This window comes from Microbacterium candidum (genome assembly GCF_030315975.1).
Taxonomy (GTDB): Bacteria; Actinomycetota; Actinomycetes; order Actinomycetales; family Microbacteriaceae; genus Microbacterium; species Microbacterium candidum.
In genome coordinates this window covers 142,432-157,879 of sequence record NZ_JASXSZ010000003.1, presented here as the reverse complement: position 1 = coordinate 157,879, position 15,448 = coordinate 142,432, and the positions used below count along the sequence as shown (strand labels likewise).

Sequence of the window (15,448 nt, the reverse complement as noted above, 5' to 3'; positions counted from 1 at the left end):
GGCGGGGTCTTCGCTTGTGGAGAAACCCGCGGCACCTCGGCCCGGTGCAGGAAACGATGCGGGCCGCCGAAAGGTAGGCTGGAAGTTATGGCATCGCGCACCGACACCGCCGAGAAGCGCCCCGGATTCTTCTCCCAGATCACCTCCCTCTACCGCTTCACGCAGAAGGAGTACCGCTGGCTGCCGTGGCTGCTCATCGGCATCCTGATCGTGGGCGTGTGGGCCGGAGTCCTGGTCGGCTTCCTGATCCCGCCGGTCGCGATCTGGAGCGTCGTCCTGTGGGGCGTCACCGGGCTCCTCGTCGGCGTGCTCGTCGCCATGATGACCCTCACCCGCCTGTCCACCAAGGCGATGTACCTGAAGATCGACGGGATGCCGGGTGCCGCCGGCCAGGTGATGTCGACCTCGCTCGGGCGCAGCTGGCAGGCGAGCGACATGCCCGTCGGCATCAACCCGAAGACGCAGGAGGCCGTCTACCGCGCGGTCGGGCGCGGCGGCGTCGTGGTCGTCGGGGAAGGGACCCGCGGCCGACTCACGCGTCTGATCAACGACGAGCGGTCCAAGGTGCAGCGCGTGGCCTCGGGCGTCCCCGTGACCGTCCTGTACGTCGGGCACGGCGAGGACGAGGTTCCGATCGACCGCCTGGCCAAGACCATCAAGAAGCTTCCGAAGAAGGTCGACAACGCCACCATGGCCGCCGTCATCAAGCGCCTCGACTCGGTGTCGCAGTCGCTGGCGTCACTGCCGATCCCCAAGGGCATCGACCCGACGAAGGTGCGGGCGCCCCGCCCGCGCTGATCTTCTCGCGGTTCCCCGCAGGCGTCGACCGCTGGTCGGCGCCTGCGGCGTTCCTGGCCTGCTCAGCTCCGCACGAGCACGGTCCCTGCGACCTTGTCATGCAGGCCGCGCTGATCCGAGTCCCAGATCACCGCGGGGATGACCAGCACCAGCAGCGCTGTGCGCACGATCGGGCGCCAGAGGCCCGGCCATCCACCGTGAGCGCGCTGCACGCGCATCCCCACGAGCCGATGACCGGGGCTTCCGCCGAGGGTCGGGATGAAGAGGATCTGGACGATGCCGAAGATCGCCAGCGTCGCGAAGCCGTCGTAGGCGAAGAACGCCCAGGAGATGATCATCGCGCACGCCCAGTCGATGGCCAGGGCCGCGATGCGTCGGCCGATCCGCCCGACGCTGCCCGGCCCGGACACCGGAAGACCGAGCCGTTCACCCGGGTAGGAACTGGGGACGGCGGGTTCGGTCACCCCACGAGCCTAATGCGCCCGTGTAACATGCCGGAAACACGGGCGATACGGTCGGGCAATGCCTCGCCGCTACCTTCGATCCGAGCCTGCCGTGAGCGGGCGAGTTCCGCAGCCAGATCCTGGAGACTCCATGTTCAAAGACTCATCCGAGGTGTTGAAGTTCATCAAGGACAACGACGTCAAGTTCCTTGACATCCGGTTCACCGACCTCCCCGGTGTCCAGCAGCACTTCAACATTCCGGCAGCGTCCGTCGACGAGGAGTTCTTCACGGTCGGCCAGCTGTTCGACGGCTCCTCGATCCGCGGGTTCGCCAGCATCCACGAATCCGACATGCAGCTCATCCCGGACGTGACGACGGCCTACGTCGACCCGTTCCGCGAGGAGACCACGCTCATCATGGTCTTCGACATCTACAACCCGCGCACGGGCGAGATCTACGCGAAGGACCCGCGTCAGGTCGCCAAGAAGGCGGAGAAGTATCTCGCCTCCACGGGCATCGCCGACACCGCGTTCTTCGCCCCCGAGGCCGAGTTCTACATCTTCGACGACGTGCGCTACGAAGTGCGTCAGGGCAAGAGCTTCTACGAGGTCGACTCCGATGAGGCCGCCTGGAACTCGGGCCGTGTCGAGGATGGCGGGAACCTCGCCAACAAGACGCCGTTCAAGGGCGGCTACTTCCCCGTCTCCCCCGTCGACAAGCACGCCGACATGCGCGACGACATCGTGCTGAAGCTCATCGACGCCGGTCTCGAGGTCGAGCGCTCGCACCACGAGGTCGGCACCGCCGGCCAGGGCGAGATCAACTACAAGTTCGACACGATGGTCAGCGCCGCCGACGACATCCTCAAGTTCAAGTACATCGTGAAGAACACGGCCGAGCAGTGGGGCCGCACCGCGACCTTCATGCCGAAGCCGCTCTTCGGCGACAACGGCTCGGGCATGCACACGCACCAGTCGCTGTGGAACGACGGCAAGCCGCTCTTCTACGACGAGAAGGGCTACGGCGGACTGTCGGACATCGCTCGCTGGTACATCGGCGGTCTCCTCAAGCACGCCCACGCCGTGCTCGCATTCACGAACCCGACGCTCAACAGCTACCACCGCCTTGTGAAGCACTTCGAGGCGCCGGTGAACCTCGCCTACTCGGCGGGCAACCGCTCGGCGGCGATCCGCATCCCGCTCACGGGCTCGAACCCGAAGGCCAAGCGCATCGAGTTCCGCGTTCCGGACGCCTCGGGCAACCCGTACCTCGCGTTCGCCGCGCAGCTCATGGCGGGCCTCGACGGCATCAAGAACCGCATCGAGCCGATGGAGCCCATCGACAAGGACCTCTACGAGCTTCCGCCCGAGGAGGCCGCGAACATCCCGCAGGTCCCGAACTCGCTCCTCGACTCGCTCGACGCGCTGCGGGAGGACCACGAGTTCCTCCTGCAGGGCGGCGTGTTCACCAAGGAGCTCATCGAGACCTGGATCTCGTACAAGTACGAGAACGAGATCCTCCCCATGGCGCAGCGCCCGCACCCGTTCGAGTACGAGCTGTACTACGGCGTCTGAGACCCGTTCCAGCGGGTGGAGAGCCCTCCGAGCATCGCTCGGGGGGCTCTTCCTTTGTTCCGGTCCGCGGTCGAACAGGGCTGCCGGTCAGCGATCGACGAAGACGCCCACCCGGGATCCATCCAGGACGAACTGGATGCCGGTCCCCTCGGCGAACAGTTCGCGGATCGTGCCGGGCAGATCCTTGGTGACGACGATCTGCGCCACCGCCGGAAAGTCACCCGCCGCGCATCCGTTGAACATCGGGCCTTCGATGCTGTCCGAGTTCGACTCGAAGTCCGTGGTGCCCATGACGAACACACAGTCACCGGTGCCGGGCTGCCACGAACTGATGTCCGGCGAGAAGACGGTGAGCCCGTGGAAGTCGCCGAATGATCGGATGGCGAGCTCACCGAAGAAGTTCGTCTTCTGCGGCGCCGGCCGCGCCTGCTCGGTCAGGACCGCGAACTGGCGGACCCCCTCCGGCGCGCGGGCGATCGGGGCGAACATCGCCCACGCCCACCCGGCCGTCGCCGCCACCGCGACGCCCACCGCGACGAGGACGGAGGCGACCCAGAGCACCGGCATCCAACGCCACAGCCGCACGCCGATCCCGGGAGGGGCCGTGGATGCGGGTTCCGACGACAAACCCTCGAGAATCTCTGCAAGGTCATCGCGCGGTTGCTCGTCCTCGGGCTGAGGAGTCGCCGCATCCACCTCTTGCGGGGGCTCCGCGATCATCGAGGTGCCCCGTTCCGCCCACCCCGGCGCAGCGGCAGCCTCGAGCTCCTCGAGGCGGGCGAGCGCCTCGGGATCATCGTGGATGTCCGCGTCCGGACCGTAGGCGCGTTCGCGGAGCGCGCGGAGCTCCGCGGTCTCGTCCTCCCCGACCACGACGGCTACCGGTCCCCATCGGCGCGGGCGTAGTTGCCGGCGACAAGCGGCTCCACTTCGCCGTCCGCGGGCACGGCTGCGGCGAGCCGCATGGTCAGTCGCTCGCCGTCGCGCGCGAGGCGCATGACGTTGCGACCGCGATCCGACCGGCGCTCGAGGACGAGGCTATCGGCCGCCCAGGTCGCCGAACCCGGTGCGGCGGGGACGAAGCCGTAGGAATCGAACCACCACCACCCATCGCCCGATACGACACCGTGGCCGGTCATCTCGCCGTCATCCCGGGTCTCCCGGTAGTCGAGGACCAGCCCGCCTGGAGCAGGCGTGATCGTCAGTTCCGCGTGCGCGACGCCGGCCGCGGTCCATGCTGTCGCGGAGACCTCTTCGTCCCCGCTCCAGCGGCCGATCAGCGACGCGATCCGTTCGTCCGGTTCCACAGCTCGAGCATAGGTGGGCGTCGCGCGACGCACCCCGGTGACGCTCCGGCGTCTCAGCCTTCGAACTCGACGAGCCCGCCGAGCCGCGCCCTGCGGCCGGTCACCCGTAGAAGAGCTTCTCGAAGACGCGACGCGCGCGACGCGACGTGCCCAGCCAGTCCTCGTCGACCGCGGTCGCGGACCGCGGCGGATATCCGAGGAGCCGCCCGATGCCGTCGAGGCGGCGGCGATCGCTCGGCAGCACGTCGCTCGTCTGGCCGGACAGCAGGGTGTTCGCCGACCGCAGCCGGCTCGCGAGATGCCAGGCCTCGGCGAGACGGGATGCGGCTGCCTCCGGGATGAGACCCGCCTCCACGGCGGCGTCCAGCGCACCCAGGGTCGAGGTCGTGCGCAGCCCCGGCACCGCCCGCGCGTGCGCGAGCTGGGTGATCTGCACGAGCCACTCGACGTCGCTGAGGCCGCCGGGACCGAGTTTGAGGTGACGCCGCCGGTCGACGCCCTGCGGCAGCCGCTCGTTCTCCACCCGCGCCTTGATGCGCTTGATCTCGCGAAGAGCCGCGATGCCGGCGGACTCGGGGTAGCGGACCTCGTCCGCCAGCGCCGTGAACTCGCCGATGAGCTTGACGCTGCCCGCGACGCCGCGTGCGCGGAGAAGAGCCTGCGCCTCCCACGACAGCGACCAGCGCCGGTAGTACTCGGTGTACGCGTCGAGCGAGCGCACGATCGGCCCGTTCCGGCCTTCCGGACGCAGATCGGCATCGAGCTCGAGCGGGACGCGGTGGTCTTCCGAGTGCCGGCGCAGCTCGGCGACGAGCTGCAGCGCGAGCTCGTGCGCGCGTTGATCGTCGACGCCGTTCGGCCGGTAGACGTACAGCACGTCGGCATCCGAACCGAATCCGAGCTCCGCCCCGCCGAACCGGCCCATCGCGATGACGGAGAAGTCCAGGGCATCGTCCGCGGGCGGGACGACCTCGCGCCGTACGGCGCGCAGCGTCGCCTGGATCGTGACCTCGGTGATCGTCGTGAGGGCGAGCGCGAGCTCTTCGATCGACAGCGTCCCGAGGACCGCCGCCATCGCGGTGCGCAGCAGCTCCCGGCGGCGCAGCGCCCGCACGGACTTCATCGCGTCGTCCACCGTCTTGTGACGGGTCTGGATGGCGCGGGCCTCCTCCTGCAGGGCGACGCCGGTGCGCGGGCGCAGCTGCTCGTCCGAGTCGAGCCAGGCCACCGATTCGGGGATCCACTCCATCAGCTCGCCGATGAACCGAGAGTTCGACAGCACACGGGTGAGGCTCTCCGCCGCGCCGGACGAGTCGCGCAGCATTCGCAGGAACCACGGAGTGTCGCCGAGCCGCTCACTGATGCGACGGAAGGCCAGGAGGCCGAAGTCGGGATCCACGCCGTCCGCGAACCAGCGGATCATCACCGGCATCAGATGACGCTGGATCGTCGCCGTGCGACTGAGTCCGCTCGTGAGGGCGCCGATATGCCGGAGCGCCCCCGCCGGATCGGCGAACCCGATCGCCGCAAGACGGTCGTGCGCCTGCGTCGTGGACAGGATGCGCTCGTCCTCCGGCAGCGCCGCCACAGCGGACAGGAGCGGCCGATAGAACAGGCGCACGTGGATGTCGCGCACCTCGCGCTTGATCGACTCCCACAGCTCCCACACGGCCTCCCCGGTCTCGGCGAGACCGGACGCTCGGGCGAGGATGCGGAGATCCTCCGGACGCGACGGCATGAGGTGCGTGCGGCGCAGCGCGCTCAGCTGCATCCGGTGCTCGAGGACGCGCAGCATCCGGTAGTCGCGCGCGAAGGTGGCCGCATCCATCCGCCCGATGTACCCCTCCGCTACGAGCGCGTCGAGCGCCTCGAGGGTGCCGCGCTGGCGGATGCGGTCGTCCGACAGGCCGTGCACGAGCTGCAGCAGCTGCACAGTGAACTCGACGTCGCGGATGCCGCCGGGGCCGAGCTTGATCTGGAACGGGACGTCGGCGGGCGGGATGTGCTCCGTGACGCGCTCCCGCATGCGCTGCACGCTGTCGACGAAGTTCTCCCGCGCGGCGCTCGTCCACACCTTCGGCTGCACGGCGTCGACGTAGCGGTGGCCGAGGTCCGGGTCCCCGGCGACGGGTCGGGCCTTCAGGAGCGCCTGGAACTCCCAGCTGCGCGCCCAGCGGTCGTAGTACGAGAGGTGCGACTCCAGCGTGCGCACGAGCGCGCCCTGCTTGCCCTCGGGACGGAGGTTCGCGTCGACCTCCCACAGGGGCGGCTCGATCTCGACGCCGGAGATCCCCCGCATCGTGTGCGAGGCGAGCTTGGTTGCGATGTCGATGACGCGGCTCTCCCCGACCTCCGCGATCAGCGCGTCTTCGGCGCCCCCGACGAAGATGACGTCGACGTCGCTCACGTAGTTGAGCTCCCGCGCGCCCGTCTTGCCCATGCCGATGATCGCGAGCCTCGTCGCGGCGACCTGCTCCCGGGGGAACTTCGCCCCCGGCGCGCCCCCCGAGATCCGCGTGCGTGCGACGCAGAGGGATGCCTCGAGCGCGGCGCCGGCCGCATCCGCCAACCGCGCCGAAACGGCGGGAAGCACCTCGACGGGGTCGTCGCTCAGGAGGTCGTACGCAGCGATCCGGGCGAGCAGTCGCCGGTAGCGGATGCGCAGCGCGTTCCAGGCGCCCTCGCTCCCGTCCGCGGCGAAGCCGTCACGGACGTCGACGGACTCGAGCATCTCGGCGGTCAGCGTCTGCGCCGACGGGAGAGCCGAGCCCGCCGTCACGAGGTCGGCGAGCTCCGCAGGATGCCGCAGGTAGAAGTCGGCGAAACCGTGCGAAGCGCCGAGCAGCGCCCACGCGGCAGCGCGGCCCCGTTCGTCTCCGAGCACGGCGCGCAACGGGTCGCTGCGCCGTCTGGCGATCCGCAGCAGGGCGTCGAGCGCCGCATCCGGATCCGCGGCACGCGAGGCATCCGTGAGCAGCGCACCGCGGCTGATGCCGAGGATCGCCTCCAGCTCGGTGAGCGCGGCGTCCGCGGCCGCCAGGCCGCCGAATCCGATCCGAGCCAGGCCGATCAGCCCGCTCGAGCGATCACCCGTCACAGCATCTCGAGGTTGCGCTTCAGCTCGAACGGCGTCACCTGCGCGCGGTACTCCTGCCATTCCTTGCGCTTGTTGAGCAGCACATAGCTGAAGACCTGCTCGCCGAGCGTCTCCGCGACGAGCTCGGACTCCTCCATGTATTCGACGGCGTGGTCGAGACTCGCCGGCAGCGGCGCGTACCCGAGGGCGCGGCGCTCGCCGTCGGTCAAAGACCACACGTTGTCCTCGGCCTCCGGCGGGAGCTCGTATCCCTCTTCGATGCCCTTGAGGCCCGCGGCGAGGATGAGCGCGTACGCGAGATACGGGTTGGCTGCGGAATCCAGAGCACGGTACTCGACGCGCGAGGACTGCCCCTTGCTCGGCTTGTACAGCGGGACGCGGATGAGCGCCGACCTGTTGTTGTGGCCCCAGCACACGAAGCTCGGCGCTTCGTCGCCGCCCCACAGGCGCTTGTACGAGTTCACGAACTGGTTCGTCACCGCGGCGATCTCGTTCGCGTGACGCAGGAGGCCTGCGATGAACTGGCGGCCGACCGTCGACAGCTGGTACTGCGCGCCCTCTTCGTAGAACGCGTTCGTCTCGCCCTCGAACAACGACATGTGGGTGTGCATGCCGCTGCCGGGCTGTCCGCTGAGTGGCTTCGGCATGAACGTCGCGTAGACGCCCTGCTCGATCGCGACCTCCTTGATCACCGTGCGGAACGTCATGATGTTGTCCGCCGTCGTCAGCGCGTCCGCGTAGCGCAGATCGATCTCGTTCTGGCCGGGGCCGCCTTCGTGGTGGCTGTACTCGACCGAGATCCCGAGGTCTTCCAGCATCCGCACCGACCGTCGCCGGAAGTCGTGAGCGGTCCCGCCGGGGACGTTGTCGAAGTAGCCGGCGGAGTCGACGGGCTCAGGGCCGTCGGGCCCATAGGACGACGACTTCAGGAGATAGAACTCGATCTCCGGGTGCGTGTAGAAGGTGAACCCCGCATCCCCCGCCTTCGCGAGCGCGCGCTTGAGCACGTGCCGCGGGTCGGCCACGGCGGGCTCGCCGTCGGGCGTCGTGATGTCGCAGAACATCCGGGCCGTCGGGTCGATCTCCCCGCGCCACGGCAGGATCTGGAAGGTCGTCGGGTCGGGATGCGCGAGCAGGTCGGACTCGTACGACCTGGTCAGCCCCTCGATCGCCGACCCGTCGAAGCCGAGGCCCTCGCTGAACGCGCCCTCGACCTCCGCCGGGGCTATCGCGACCGACTTCAGCGTGCCCACCACGTCGGTGAACCACAGCCGGACGAACTTGACGCCCCGCTCCTCGATCGTGCGCAGGACGAAGTCGCGCTGCTTGTCCATCGGTGCCTCTCCGCTCGCGCAGCCTGGTCAGGGCCGCGGTCCTGTCAGTCGTCCTCTTCCGCCCACTCCTGGGAGCGCCGCTTGATGATCTCGGGCGCCTTGGCGGCTTCCTCTGCCGTGTCGAAGGGGCCGGCACGATCGGGAGACGGAGTCTTGTATCCGAACTCGACCTGGCCGGTCTTCAGGTTGTACCAGTACTTGTCGCTGTTGTCCTCGATGCCGACGGTCATGACATCCTCCTCGAAGCGGCTTGGGTCCTGGCTCGATCCTACTGATCCGGCGGCGGGCTCTGGCTAGGCTGAACCCATGGCAGCGAAGGCGACGCGCGCGGTCGGCGTGGACATCGGCGGGACGGGCATCAAGGCGGGTCTGGTCGACCTCGAAGCGGGCGAACTCCTCAGCGACCGGGTCCGTGTCTCCACCCCGGAGGGGGCACGCCCGGACGATGTCCTGAACGCCGTGCGCGAGGTCCTGAAGACCCTCGCCATCGAGGACCCGGCGATCCCGCTGGGCGTCGCCTTTCCCGCGATCATCAAGGACGGACAGACGCTCTCCGCCGCGAACGTCTCGGACGAGTGGATCGGGTTCGAGGCGGAGAAGTTCTTCGAGAAGGGTCTCGGGCGCGACATCCACTTCGCCAACGACGCGGATGTCGCGGGCATCGCCGAGGTCCGCTACGGCGCGGCGAAGGGCGTGCGCGGGCTCACGATCCTGACGACCCTCGGCACCGGCATCGGGTCGGCGATGATCTACAACGGCGTCCTCGTGCCGAACTCCGAGCTCGGACACGTGCAGCGCGGCGGGCACAAGCGCGACGCGGAGGCATGGACCGCCTACTCCGCGATGGAGCGCGAAGGCCTGACGTGGGAGGAGTGGGCGGCGCGACTCCAGTGGTACTACGACTACCTCGAGTTCCTCTTCAGCCCCGACCTGTTCGTCGTCGGCGGCGGCGTGTCCAAGCACCCCGACAGGTTCCTGCCGCTGCTCGATCTGAAGACGCCGATCGTCCCCGCCAAGCACCGCAACAACGCGGGCATCATCGGGGCCGCGGCATTGGCGGCCGACTGAGGCGAATGGGCCGGCCTATACGCCGGGTTCTGTTCCGGGGCGTGCGCCCCTTCGACGGTCATCTATCTCGGCGACACGTTGCCGTGCCGCTCCAGCGGTCTACCCGGGGACTCGGCGGGCCGCGTCTGCATCCCCTGTCTGACCTTGCTCCGGGCGAGGTTTGCCGTGCGGATGCTGTCACCAGCATCCCGGTGGTCTCTTACACCGCCCTTTCACCCTTACCCCGACCGAGGCCGAGGCGGTCTGCTCTCTGTGGCACTGTCTCGCGGATCGCTCCGGGTGGCCGTTAGCCACCGCCCTGCCCTGTGGAGCCCGGACGTTCCTCGGCGCGGGCGAGCCCGCGACGCGACCGTCCAGCCGACCCATTCGCCCTCCGATTCTATCGGGCGGCGCCGGTCAGTCCTTGGCGGCCGTCTGCGCGATGCGCAGGTCGAGCGGGAAGTCCACCGGGAAGTCCCCGAACAGCAGGCGAGCGGCGGATGCGGCTGCCTCCCGCACGGCGACGGCGACCTCGTCCGCGCGTTCGGCGGGGGTGTGCACGATGATCTCGTCGTGCAGGAAGAACGCGAGGTGCGGGCGCGTCGCGAACACACGCCCGGATGCGGGCGCACCGCGCTCCGCCTCGACCGGAGGCATCGCGGCGAGCCGCGTGCGGAGATCCGCGAGCCACGCGAGCGCCCACTCGGCCGCGGTCCCCTGCACGACGAAGTTGCGGGTGAACCGCCCGCGGTCGGCGGCGCGTCTGCGGGCTCGCGCCTCGTCGGCGGCGGATGCGTCGGGCTCCGCCGCCGCACCCTGGACTTCGCGCCATCCCTCCGACGTCGCCGGGGAGGTCCGTCCGAGCCACGTCGAGACGACTCCGCCCTGCTGCCCGACGCGCGCCGCCTCGTCGACGAGCGCCATCGCGCGCGGGTAGGTGCGCCGCAGCGCCGGGAGGAGCCGCCCGCTGTCGCCGGTCGTCGCGCCGTACATCGCGCCGAGGATCGCGACCTTCGCCTCCGCACGCGTCGCCACCGCGCCGCTGTCGACGATGCCGGCGTAGAGATCCTGCCCCCGCGCCGCGCGGGCGAGCGCCGCATCGCCCGACATCGCCGCGAGCACGCGCGGCTCGAGCTGCGCGACGTCCGCGACGACGAGCGCCCAGCCGGGGTCCGCCTTCACGGCCGGCCGGAGGTTCCGCGGGATCTGCAGCGCTCCCCCGCCCGACGACGCCCAACGCCCCGTGACGACACCCGCGGGCACGTACACGGGCCGGAATCGCCCGTCGCGCACCCACTCCGCGAGCCAGCTCCAGCCGTTCGCCGTGTAGAGGCGCGCGAGGCGCTTGTACTGGATGAGCGGTGAGATCGCGGGGTGCTCGTAGCGTGCGAGCTCCCAGCGGCTCGTCGATTCGGCGAGCACGCCGGCGCGGTGCAGCGAGCGCAGCAGCTTCGGCTGCGAGTCGAGGCTCGCGGCGGGATCGCGCAGCTCGATGCGGACCTCCTCGGCGAGCTCCTGCATCCTCACCGGCATCCCGCCGGCGGCGGGCCGCGCGCCGAGGATCTCGGTCAGCAGCCGCTCGTGCTCGGCGGCGTCCCACGGGAGCCCCGCGATCCGCATCTCCACCGCGATCAGGGCACCGGCGGACTCGGCCGCGAGGAGGAGGCGGAGACGACCCGGATCCTTCGACGCATCCACGGCCGCCCGCTGGCGCGCGAACTCGGCGAGCGCCGCGTCGATGTCATCGGGCGGACCCGCCGCGCCGATCTCCTCGAGGTCGAACAGCGTTGCGGATACGTCCTCTACGGAGGGCGCCGCATCCCACTCCCGCGCCGCACGGAGTCCGCGATCGTCCTCGACCAGAGCGCTGTCGCGAAGGATCGCGTGACACAGCCGCAGATCATGCGCACGGGCGACGCGCACGCTCGCCGACAGCAGTCCGGGATGCCACGCGGGCGTGTCGCTCCACACCCACCGTGTTTCCGGCTCCGCCGCGACGAACGCGGCGAAGTCCCGCGCCGAGACCTGTACGCGCGACAACTCGGCACCGTCCGCGGCCAGGCGCACGGCGACGACATCGGAACCGTCGCGACCGACGGCGATCCAGGCGGGCGCAGGCTGCGGGTCGGCGTGGCTCTCGGCCGTGGCTCTCAGAGCCCCGATTCCTCGGTACGCACCAGGATGCAGCCGCATTCGGGGCACGTCGCGACGGCGTCGGCGGCGAGCTGCCGCAGGGCTGCGAGGTCGGTGCCCGAGAGCATCATGCGGCATCCCTCGCACGTCTGCCGACGAAGGAGCGCGGCGCCCGCGCTGCGGGTCGCGAGCTTGTCGTAGAGGGCGACGAGATCCGCCGGGACGGTGGCCGCCACGGCGGCGCGGTCACGCGTCGCCGCCTCCAGTCGCGCGGTCGCCTCCGCGACATGCTCCTTCGCGGCGGCGCTCAGCGTGGCACCTTCGGCGTTCGTCTCCGCGATGAGCGCCTCCTGCTCGGCGACCGCGGCCCCCGCAACCTCGAGACGCTCCATGACTTCGAGCTCTGCATCCTCGAGGTCGTTCTTACGGCGCGCGAGCGAGGCGAGCTCGCTCTCGAGGCCCTGGGCGTCCTTCGGATTCGATACGGTGCGCAGCCGCTCGTCGTCGCGCTTGACGCGCGCCTCCACGACGGCGACATCGGATTCGATGCGCTTGAGCTCCGCGTTCGCCTCGTCCTGCACGGCGAGCCGTGCGGAGAGCTCCTGCGAGAGCGTCTGCCGCTGCGCCAGGAGCTCCTGCACCCGGGCGGCCTGCGGCGGCGTCTTGCGGGCGGTGTCCGCCTGACGGATGCGGACATCGAGGTCCGCGAGCTCGAGGAGGCGGCGCTGGTCGGCGGGGCTGGCGTTCACGTGGGCCCAGAGAGACTCGAACTCCCGACCCCCTCGGTGTAAACGAGGTGCTCTAACCAACTGAGCTATAGGCCCGCCGCCCCAGTCTATGCGGCGCGATCCCGAGGTCACCCGCACTGAGTAGGCTGAAGCCCGCGGCATTTTGTCGAGACCGTACAACCCGGACCACGCCGCAATGCTCACCCCTGGCACGATCTGCCAGTCGACGAAAGGTCACCCGTGACTGTCCACGATCAGGATCCCTACTCCCAGGAGCCCCTCGACAGCGACCCCGAAGAGACGTCGGAGTGGCAGGAGTCGCTCCAGCAGCTCGTCGCCGCCAAGGGCCACGAGCGCGGACGCGAGATCATGCTGAGCCTGCTCTCGACCTCCCGCGAGCTCCACCTCGGCGTACCGATGGTCCCGACGACGGACTACATCAACACGATCGCCCCCGAGAACGAGCCGGTGTTCCCCGGTGACGAGGAGATCGAGCGGCGCTATCGCGCATGGATCCGGTGGAACGCGGCGATCACGGTGCACCGCGCCCAGCGTCCCGGCATCGGAGTGGGCGGTCACATCTCGACGTACGCGTCGTCCGCCGCGCTCTACGAGGTCGGCTTCAACCACTTCTTCCGCGGCCAGGACCACGCGTCCGGCGGCGACCAGGTGTTCATCCAGGGCCACGCCTCTCCCGGCATCTACGCGCGCTCCTTCCTCGAGGGCCGCCTGACCGAGGCGCAGCTCGACGGCTTCCGTCAGGAGAAGTCCCAGGCGCCGAACGGACTGCCGTCGTACCCGCATCCGCGTCTCATGCCCGACTACTGGCAATTCCCGACCGTGTCGATGGGCCTCGGCCCGATCAACGCGATCTACCAGGCCATGTCGAACAAGTACCTCACCAACCGCGGCATCAAGGATCTCTCCGACGCGCACGTGTGGGCGTTCCTCGGCGACGGCGAGATGGACGAGGTCGAGAGCCGTGGACAGCTGCAGGTCGCCGCGAACGAGGGCCTCGACAACCTGACGTTCGTCATCAACGCGAACCTCCAGCGCCTCGACGGCCCGGTCCGCGGCAACGGCAAGATCATCCAGGAGCTGGAGAGCTTCTTCCGCGGCGCCGGCTGGAACGTCATCAAGGTCGTGTGGGGCCGCGAGTGGGACGACCTTCTGAAGCGCGACACCGACGGCGCTCTCCTGAACCTCATGAACGTCACGCCCGACGGCGACTACCAGACCTACAAGGCTGAGAACGGCGCCTACGTCCGCGAGAACTTCTTCGGTCGCGACGAGCGCGCCCTGGCCCTCGTCAAGGACTACAGCGACGAGCAGATCTGGAACCTCAAGCGCGGCGGCCACGACTACCGCAAGGTGTACGCGGCATTCAAGGCGGCCGTGGAGCACAAGGGCCAGCCGACCGTCATCATCGCGAAGACGATCAAGGGCTACGGCCTGGGTCCCCACTTCGAGGGTCGCAACGCGACCCACCAGATGAAGAAGATGACCCTCGACGACCTGAAGCACTTCCGCGACGCGATGCACATCCCGGTCACGGACGCCCAGCTCGAGGCGAACCCCTACCTGCCCCCGTACTTCAACCCGGGACCCCAGGACGACACGATCCGGTACATGCTCGACCGCCGTCGTGAGCTCGGCGGCTTCGTCCCCGAGCGGCGCACGACCCACGTCCCGATCACTCTGCCGTCCGATGACGCCTACGCGATTCCCCGCAAGGGCTCGGGCACGCAGGAGGTCGCCACGACGATGGCGTTCGTCCGCATGCTGAAGGATCTGCTGCGGGCGAAGGACTTCGGCAACCGCATCGTGCCGATCATCCCGGACGAGGCGCGCACGTTCGGCATCGACGCGTTCTTCCCGACCGCGAAGATCTACAACCCGCACGGCCAGCACTACACGTCGGTCGACCGCGAACTCCTCCTCGCCTACAAGGAGAGCCCGCAGGGCCAGATCGTCCACGTCGGCATCAACGAGGCGGGCGCGCTCGCCGCGTTCACCGCCGCGGGCACGTCGTACTCCACGCACGGCGAGCCGCTCATCCCGGTGTACGTCTTCTACTCGATGTTCGGCTTCCAGCGCACGGGCGACGCGCAGTGGGCCGCCGGCGACCAGATGGCACGCGGCTTCGTCATCGGCGCGACCGCTGGCCGCACCACGCTGACCGGCGAGGGTCTGCAGCACGCCGACGGGCACTCGCAGCTGCTCGCGTCGACGAACCCCGCGACGGTGTCGTACGACCCGGCCTACGGGTACGAGATCGCGCACATCACGCGCTCGGGTCTCGAGCGCATGTACGGCGGCGAGCACCCCGACCCCAACGTCATGTACTACATCACGGTCTACAACGAGCCGATGGTGCAGCCGGCGGAGCCGGAGGATGTGGACGTCGACGGCATCGTGCGCGGCATCCACCGTGTCTCCGTGGGCGAGGGCGACGGACCGCGCGCGCAGCTCATGGCGTCGGGCGTGGGCGTGCCGTGGGCGCTCGAGGCGCAGAAGCTGCTGCGCGACGACTGGGGCGTGGCCGCCGACGTGTGGTCGGTCACCTCGTGGTCGGAGCTGCGCCGCGACGGCATCGCCGCCGACGAGCACAACTTCCTGCACCCGGAGGGCGAGCGCCGAACCGCGTACCTCACCGACAAGCTCCGGGATGCGGAAGGTCCGGTCGTCGCGGTGAGCGACTTCATGCACGCCGTGCAGGACCAGATCCGCCCGTGGGTGCCGAAGCGGAACAGCTTCGCGACGCTCGGCGCTGACACGTTCGGCTTCTCCGACACGCGCGCCGCGGCACGCCGGTGGTTCAAGATCGACGGTCCTTCCGTCGTCGTCCGGACCCTCCAGGCGCTCGCCGAGGAGGGCAAGCTCGACGCGTCGCTGTCCGCGCAGGCGATCGAGAAGTACCGCCTCCACGACGTGAACGCGGGCACGAGCGGCAGCGCCGGCGGCGAGAGCTGAACCCTCGCATGG

12 protein-coding genes, 1 tRNA gene and 1 other RNA gene are annotated in these 15,448 nt (G+C 69.6%); 4 read left to right on the top strand and 10 right to left on the bottom strand.

Annotated features, from left to right (window positions below; translation table 11 throughout):
• Window positions 1–87: 87 nt before the first annotated feature.
• Window positions 88–798, top strand: coding sequence for a DUF4191 family protein (locus QSV35_RS10165; protein WP_286288630.1), 711 nt, complete (start codon window positions 88–90; stop codon window positions 796–798).
• A 62-nt stretch (window positions 799–860) separates the two neighbouring features.
• On the opposite strand, the gene QSV35_RS10160 is transcribed toward QSV35_RS10165, so the two are convergent.
• Window positions 861–1,262, bottom strand: a complete 402-nt coding sequence (locus tag QSV35_RS10160; RefSeq protein WP_286288629.1) for an RDD family protein — start codon at window positions 1,260–1,262, stop codon at window positions 861–863.
• Window positions 1,263–1,392: 130 nt separating this feature from the next.
• Here QSV35_RS10160 and glnA point away from each other — a divergent pair, with 130 nt between their 5' ends.
• Entirely contained in the window at window positions 1,393–2,817 is a 1,425-nt protein-coding gene (gene glnA / locus QSV35_RS10155) for a type I glutamate--ammonia ligase (RefSeq protein WP_286288628.1), read from the top strand.
• 87 nt (window positions 2,818–2,904) lie between these two features.
• Here glnA and QSV35_RS10150 read toward each other — a convergent pair whose 3' ends face one another.
• The 5 genes from QSV35_RS10150 to QSV35_RS10130 all read right to left on the bottom strand — a co-directional run bounded on the left by QSV35_RS10150 (window position 2,905) and on the right by QSV35_RS10130 (window position 8,785).
• Window positions 2,905–3,690: a hypothetical protein gene (locus QSV35_RS10150; RefSeq protein ID WP_286288627.1), complete on the bottom strand. Its 786-nt coding sequence runs from the start codon at window positions 3,688–3,690 to the stop codon at window positions 2,905–2,907.
• A gap of 5 nt (window positions 3,691–3,695) precedes the next feature.
• Window positions 3,696–4,124, bottom strand: a complete 429-nt coding sequence (locus tag QSV35_RS10145; RefSeq protein WP_286288626.1) for a hypothetical protein — start codon at window positions 4,122–4,124, stop codon at window positions 3,696–3,698.
• Window positions 4,125–4,224: 100 nt separating this feature from the next.
• Complete coding sequence (locus QSV35_RS10140) at window positions 4,225–7,281, bottom strand: bifunctional [glutamine synthetase] adenylyltransferase/[glutamine synthetase]-adenylyl-L-tyrosine phosphorylase (RefSeq protein WP_474099004.1); 3,057 nt, start codon at window positions 7,279–7,281, stop codon at window positions 4,225–4,227.
• Window positions 7,218–8,555 carry a glutamine synthetase family protein gene (locus QSV35_RS10135; protein ID WP_286288624.1) on the bottom strand — a complete coding sequence of 446 codons (1,338 nt, stop codon included), beginning with the start codon at window positions 8,553–8,555 and terminating at the stop codon, window positions 7,218–7,220. The genes QSV35_RS10140 and QSV35_RS10135 overlap by 64 nt, the downstream gene beginning before the upstream one ends.
• Before the next feature lie 44 nt (window positions 8,556–8,599).
• A complete protein-coding gene (locus tag QSV35_RS10130) occupies window positions 8,600–8,785 on the bottom strand; it encodes an SPOR domain-containing protein (protein ID WP_286288623.1) in 186 nt (61 codons plus the stop codon).
• A gap of 76 nt (window positions 8,786–8,861) precedes the next feature.
• Between QSV35_RS10130 and ppgK the strand changes: the two genes are divergently transcribed.
• Window positions 8,862–9,623, top strand: coding sequence for a polyphosphate--glucose phosphotransferase (gene ppgK / locus QSV35_RS10125; RefSeq protein WP_286288622.1), 762 nt, complete (start codon window positions 8,862–8,864; stop codon window positions 9,621–9,623).
• Window positions 9,624–9,625: 2 nt separating this feature from the next.
• Here the strand turns inward: ppgK and rnpB are convergent.
• From rnpB to QSV35_RS10105, 4 genes are all read right to left on the bottom strand, one after another.
• Window positions 9,626–9,988, bottom strand: an RNA gene (gene rnpB / locus QSV35_RS10120) — RNase P RNA component class A.
• Between the two features lie 31 nt (window positions 9,989–10,019).
• Window positions 10,020–11,795, bottom strand: coding sequence for a bifunctional 3'-5' exonuclease/DNA polymerase (locus QSV35_RS10115; protein ID WP_286288621.1), 1,776 nt, complete (start codon window positions 11,793–11,795; stop codon window positions 10,020–10,022).
• A complete protein-coding gene (locus QSV35_RS10110) occupies window positions 11,753–12,484 on the bottom strand; it encodes a zinc ribbon domain-containing protein (RefSeq protein WP_286288620.1) in 732 nt (243 codons plus the stop codon). The genes QSV35_RS10115 and QSV35_RS10110 overlap by 43 nt, the downstream gene beginning before the upstream one ends.
• 1 nt (window position 12,485) lies before the next feature.
• Window positions 12,486–12,559, bottom strand: a tRNA-Val gene (locus QSV35_RS10105).
• 144 nt (window positions 12,560–12,703) lie between these two features.
• Here QSV35_RS10105 and aceE point away from each other — a divergent pair.
• Window positions 12,704–15,436: a pyruvate dehydrogenase (acetyl-transferring), homodimeric type gene (aceE, locus tag QSV35_RS10100; protein WP_286288619.1), complete on the top strand. Its 2,733-nt coding sequence runs from the start codon at window positions 12,704–12,706 to the stop codon at window positions 15,434–15,436.
• The last annotated feature ends 12 nt before the right edge of the window (window positions 15,437–15,448 follow it).

What these genes read in the sequence shown, in the direction of transcription:
- ppgK (WP_286288622.1), top strand. Translation starts at nt 8,862, where the DNA reads ATGGCAGCGAAGGCGACGCGCGCGGTCGGCGTGGACATCGGCGGGACG.
- QSV35_RS10135 (WP_286288624.1), bottom strand. Translation starts at nt 8,555, where the DNA reads ATGGACAAGCAGCGCGACTTCGTCCTGCGCACGATCGAGGAGCGGGGC.
- glnA (WP_286288628.1), top strand. Translation starts at nt 1,393, where the DNA reads ATGTTCAAAGACTCATCCGAGGTGTTGAAGTTCATCAAGGACAACGAC.
- QSV35_RS10140 (WP_474099004.1), bottom strand. Translation starts at nt 7,281, where the DNA reads ATGGCAGGAGTACCGCGCGCAGGTGACGCCGTTCGAGCTGAAGCGCAA.
- QSV35_RS10115 (WP_286288621.1), bottom strand. Translation starts at nt 11,795, where the DNA reads ATGCGGCTGCATCCTGGTGCGTACCGAGGAATCGGGGCTCTGAGAGCC.
- QSV35_RS10165 (WP_286288630.1), top strand. Translation starts at nt 88, where the DNA reads ATGGCATCGCGCACCGACACCGCCGAGAAGCGCCCCGGATTCTTCTCC.
- QSV35_RS10130 (WP_286288623.1), bottom strand. Translation starts at nt 8,785, where the DNA reads ATGACCGTCGGCATCGAGGACAACAGCGACAAGTACTGGTACAACCTG.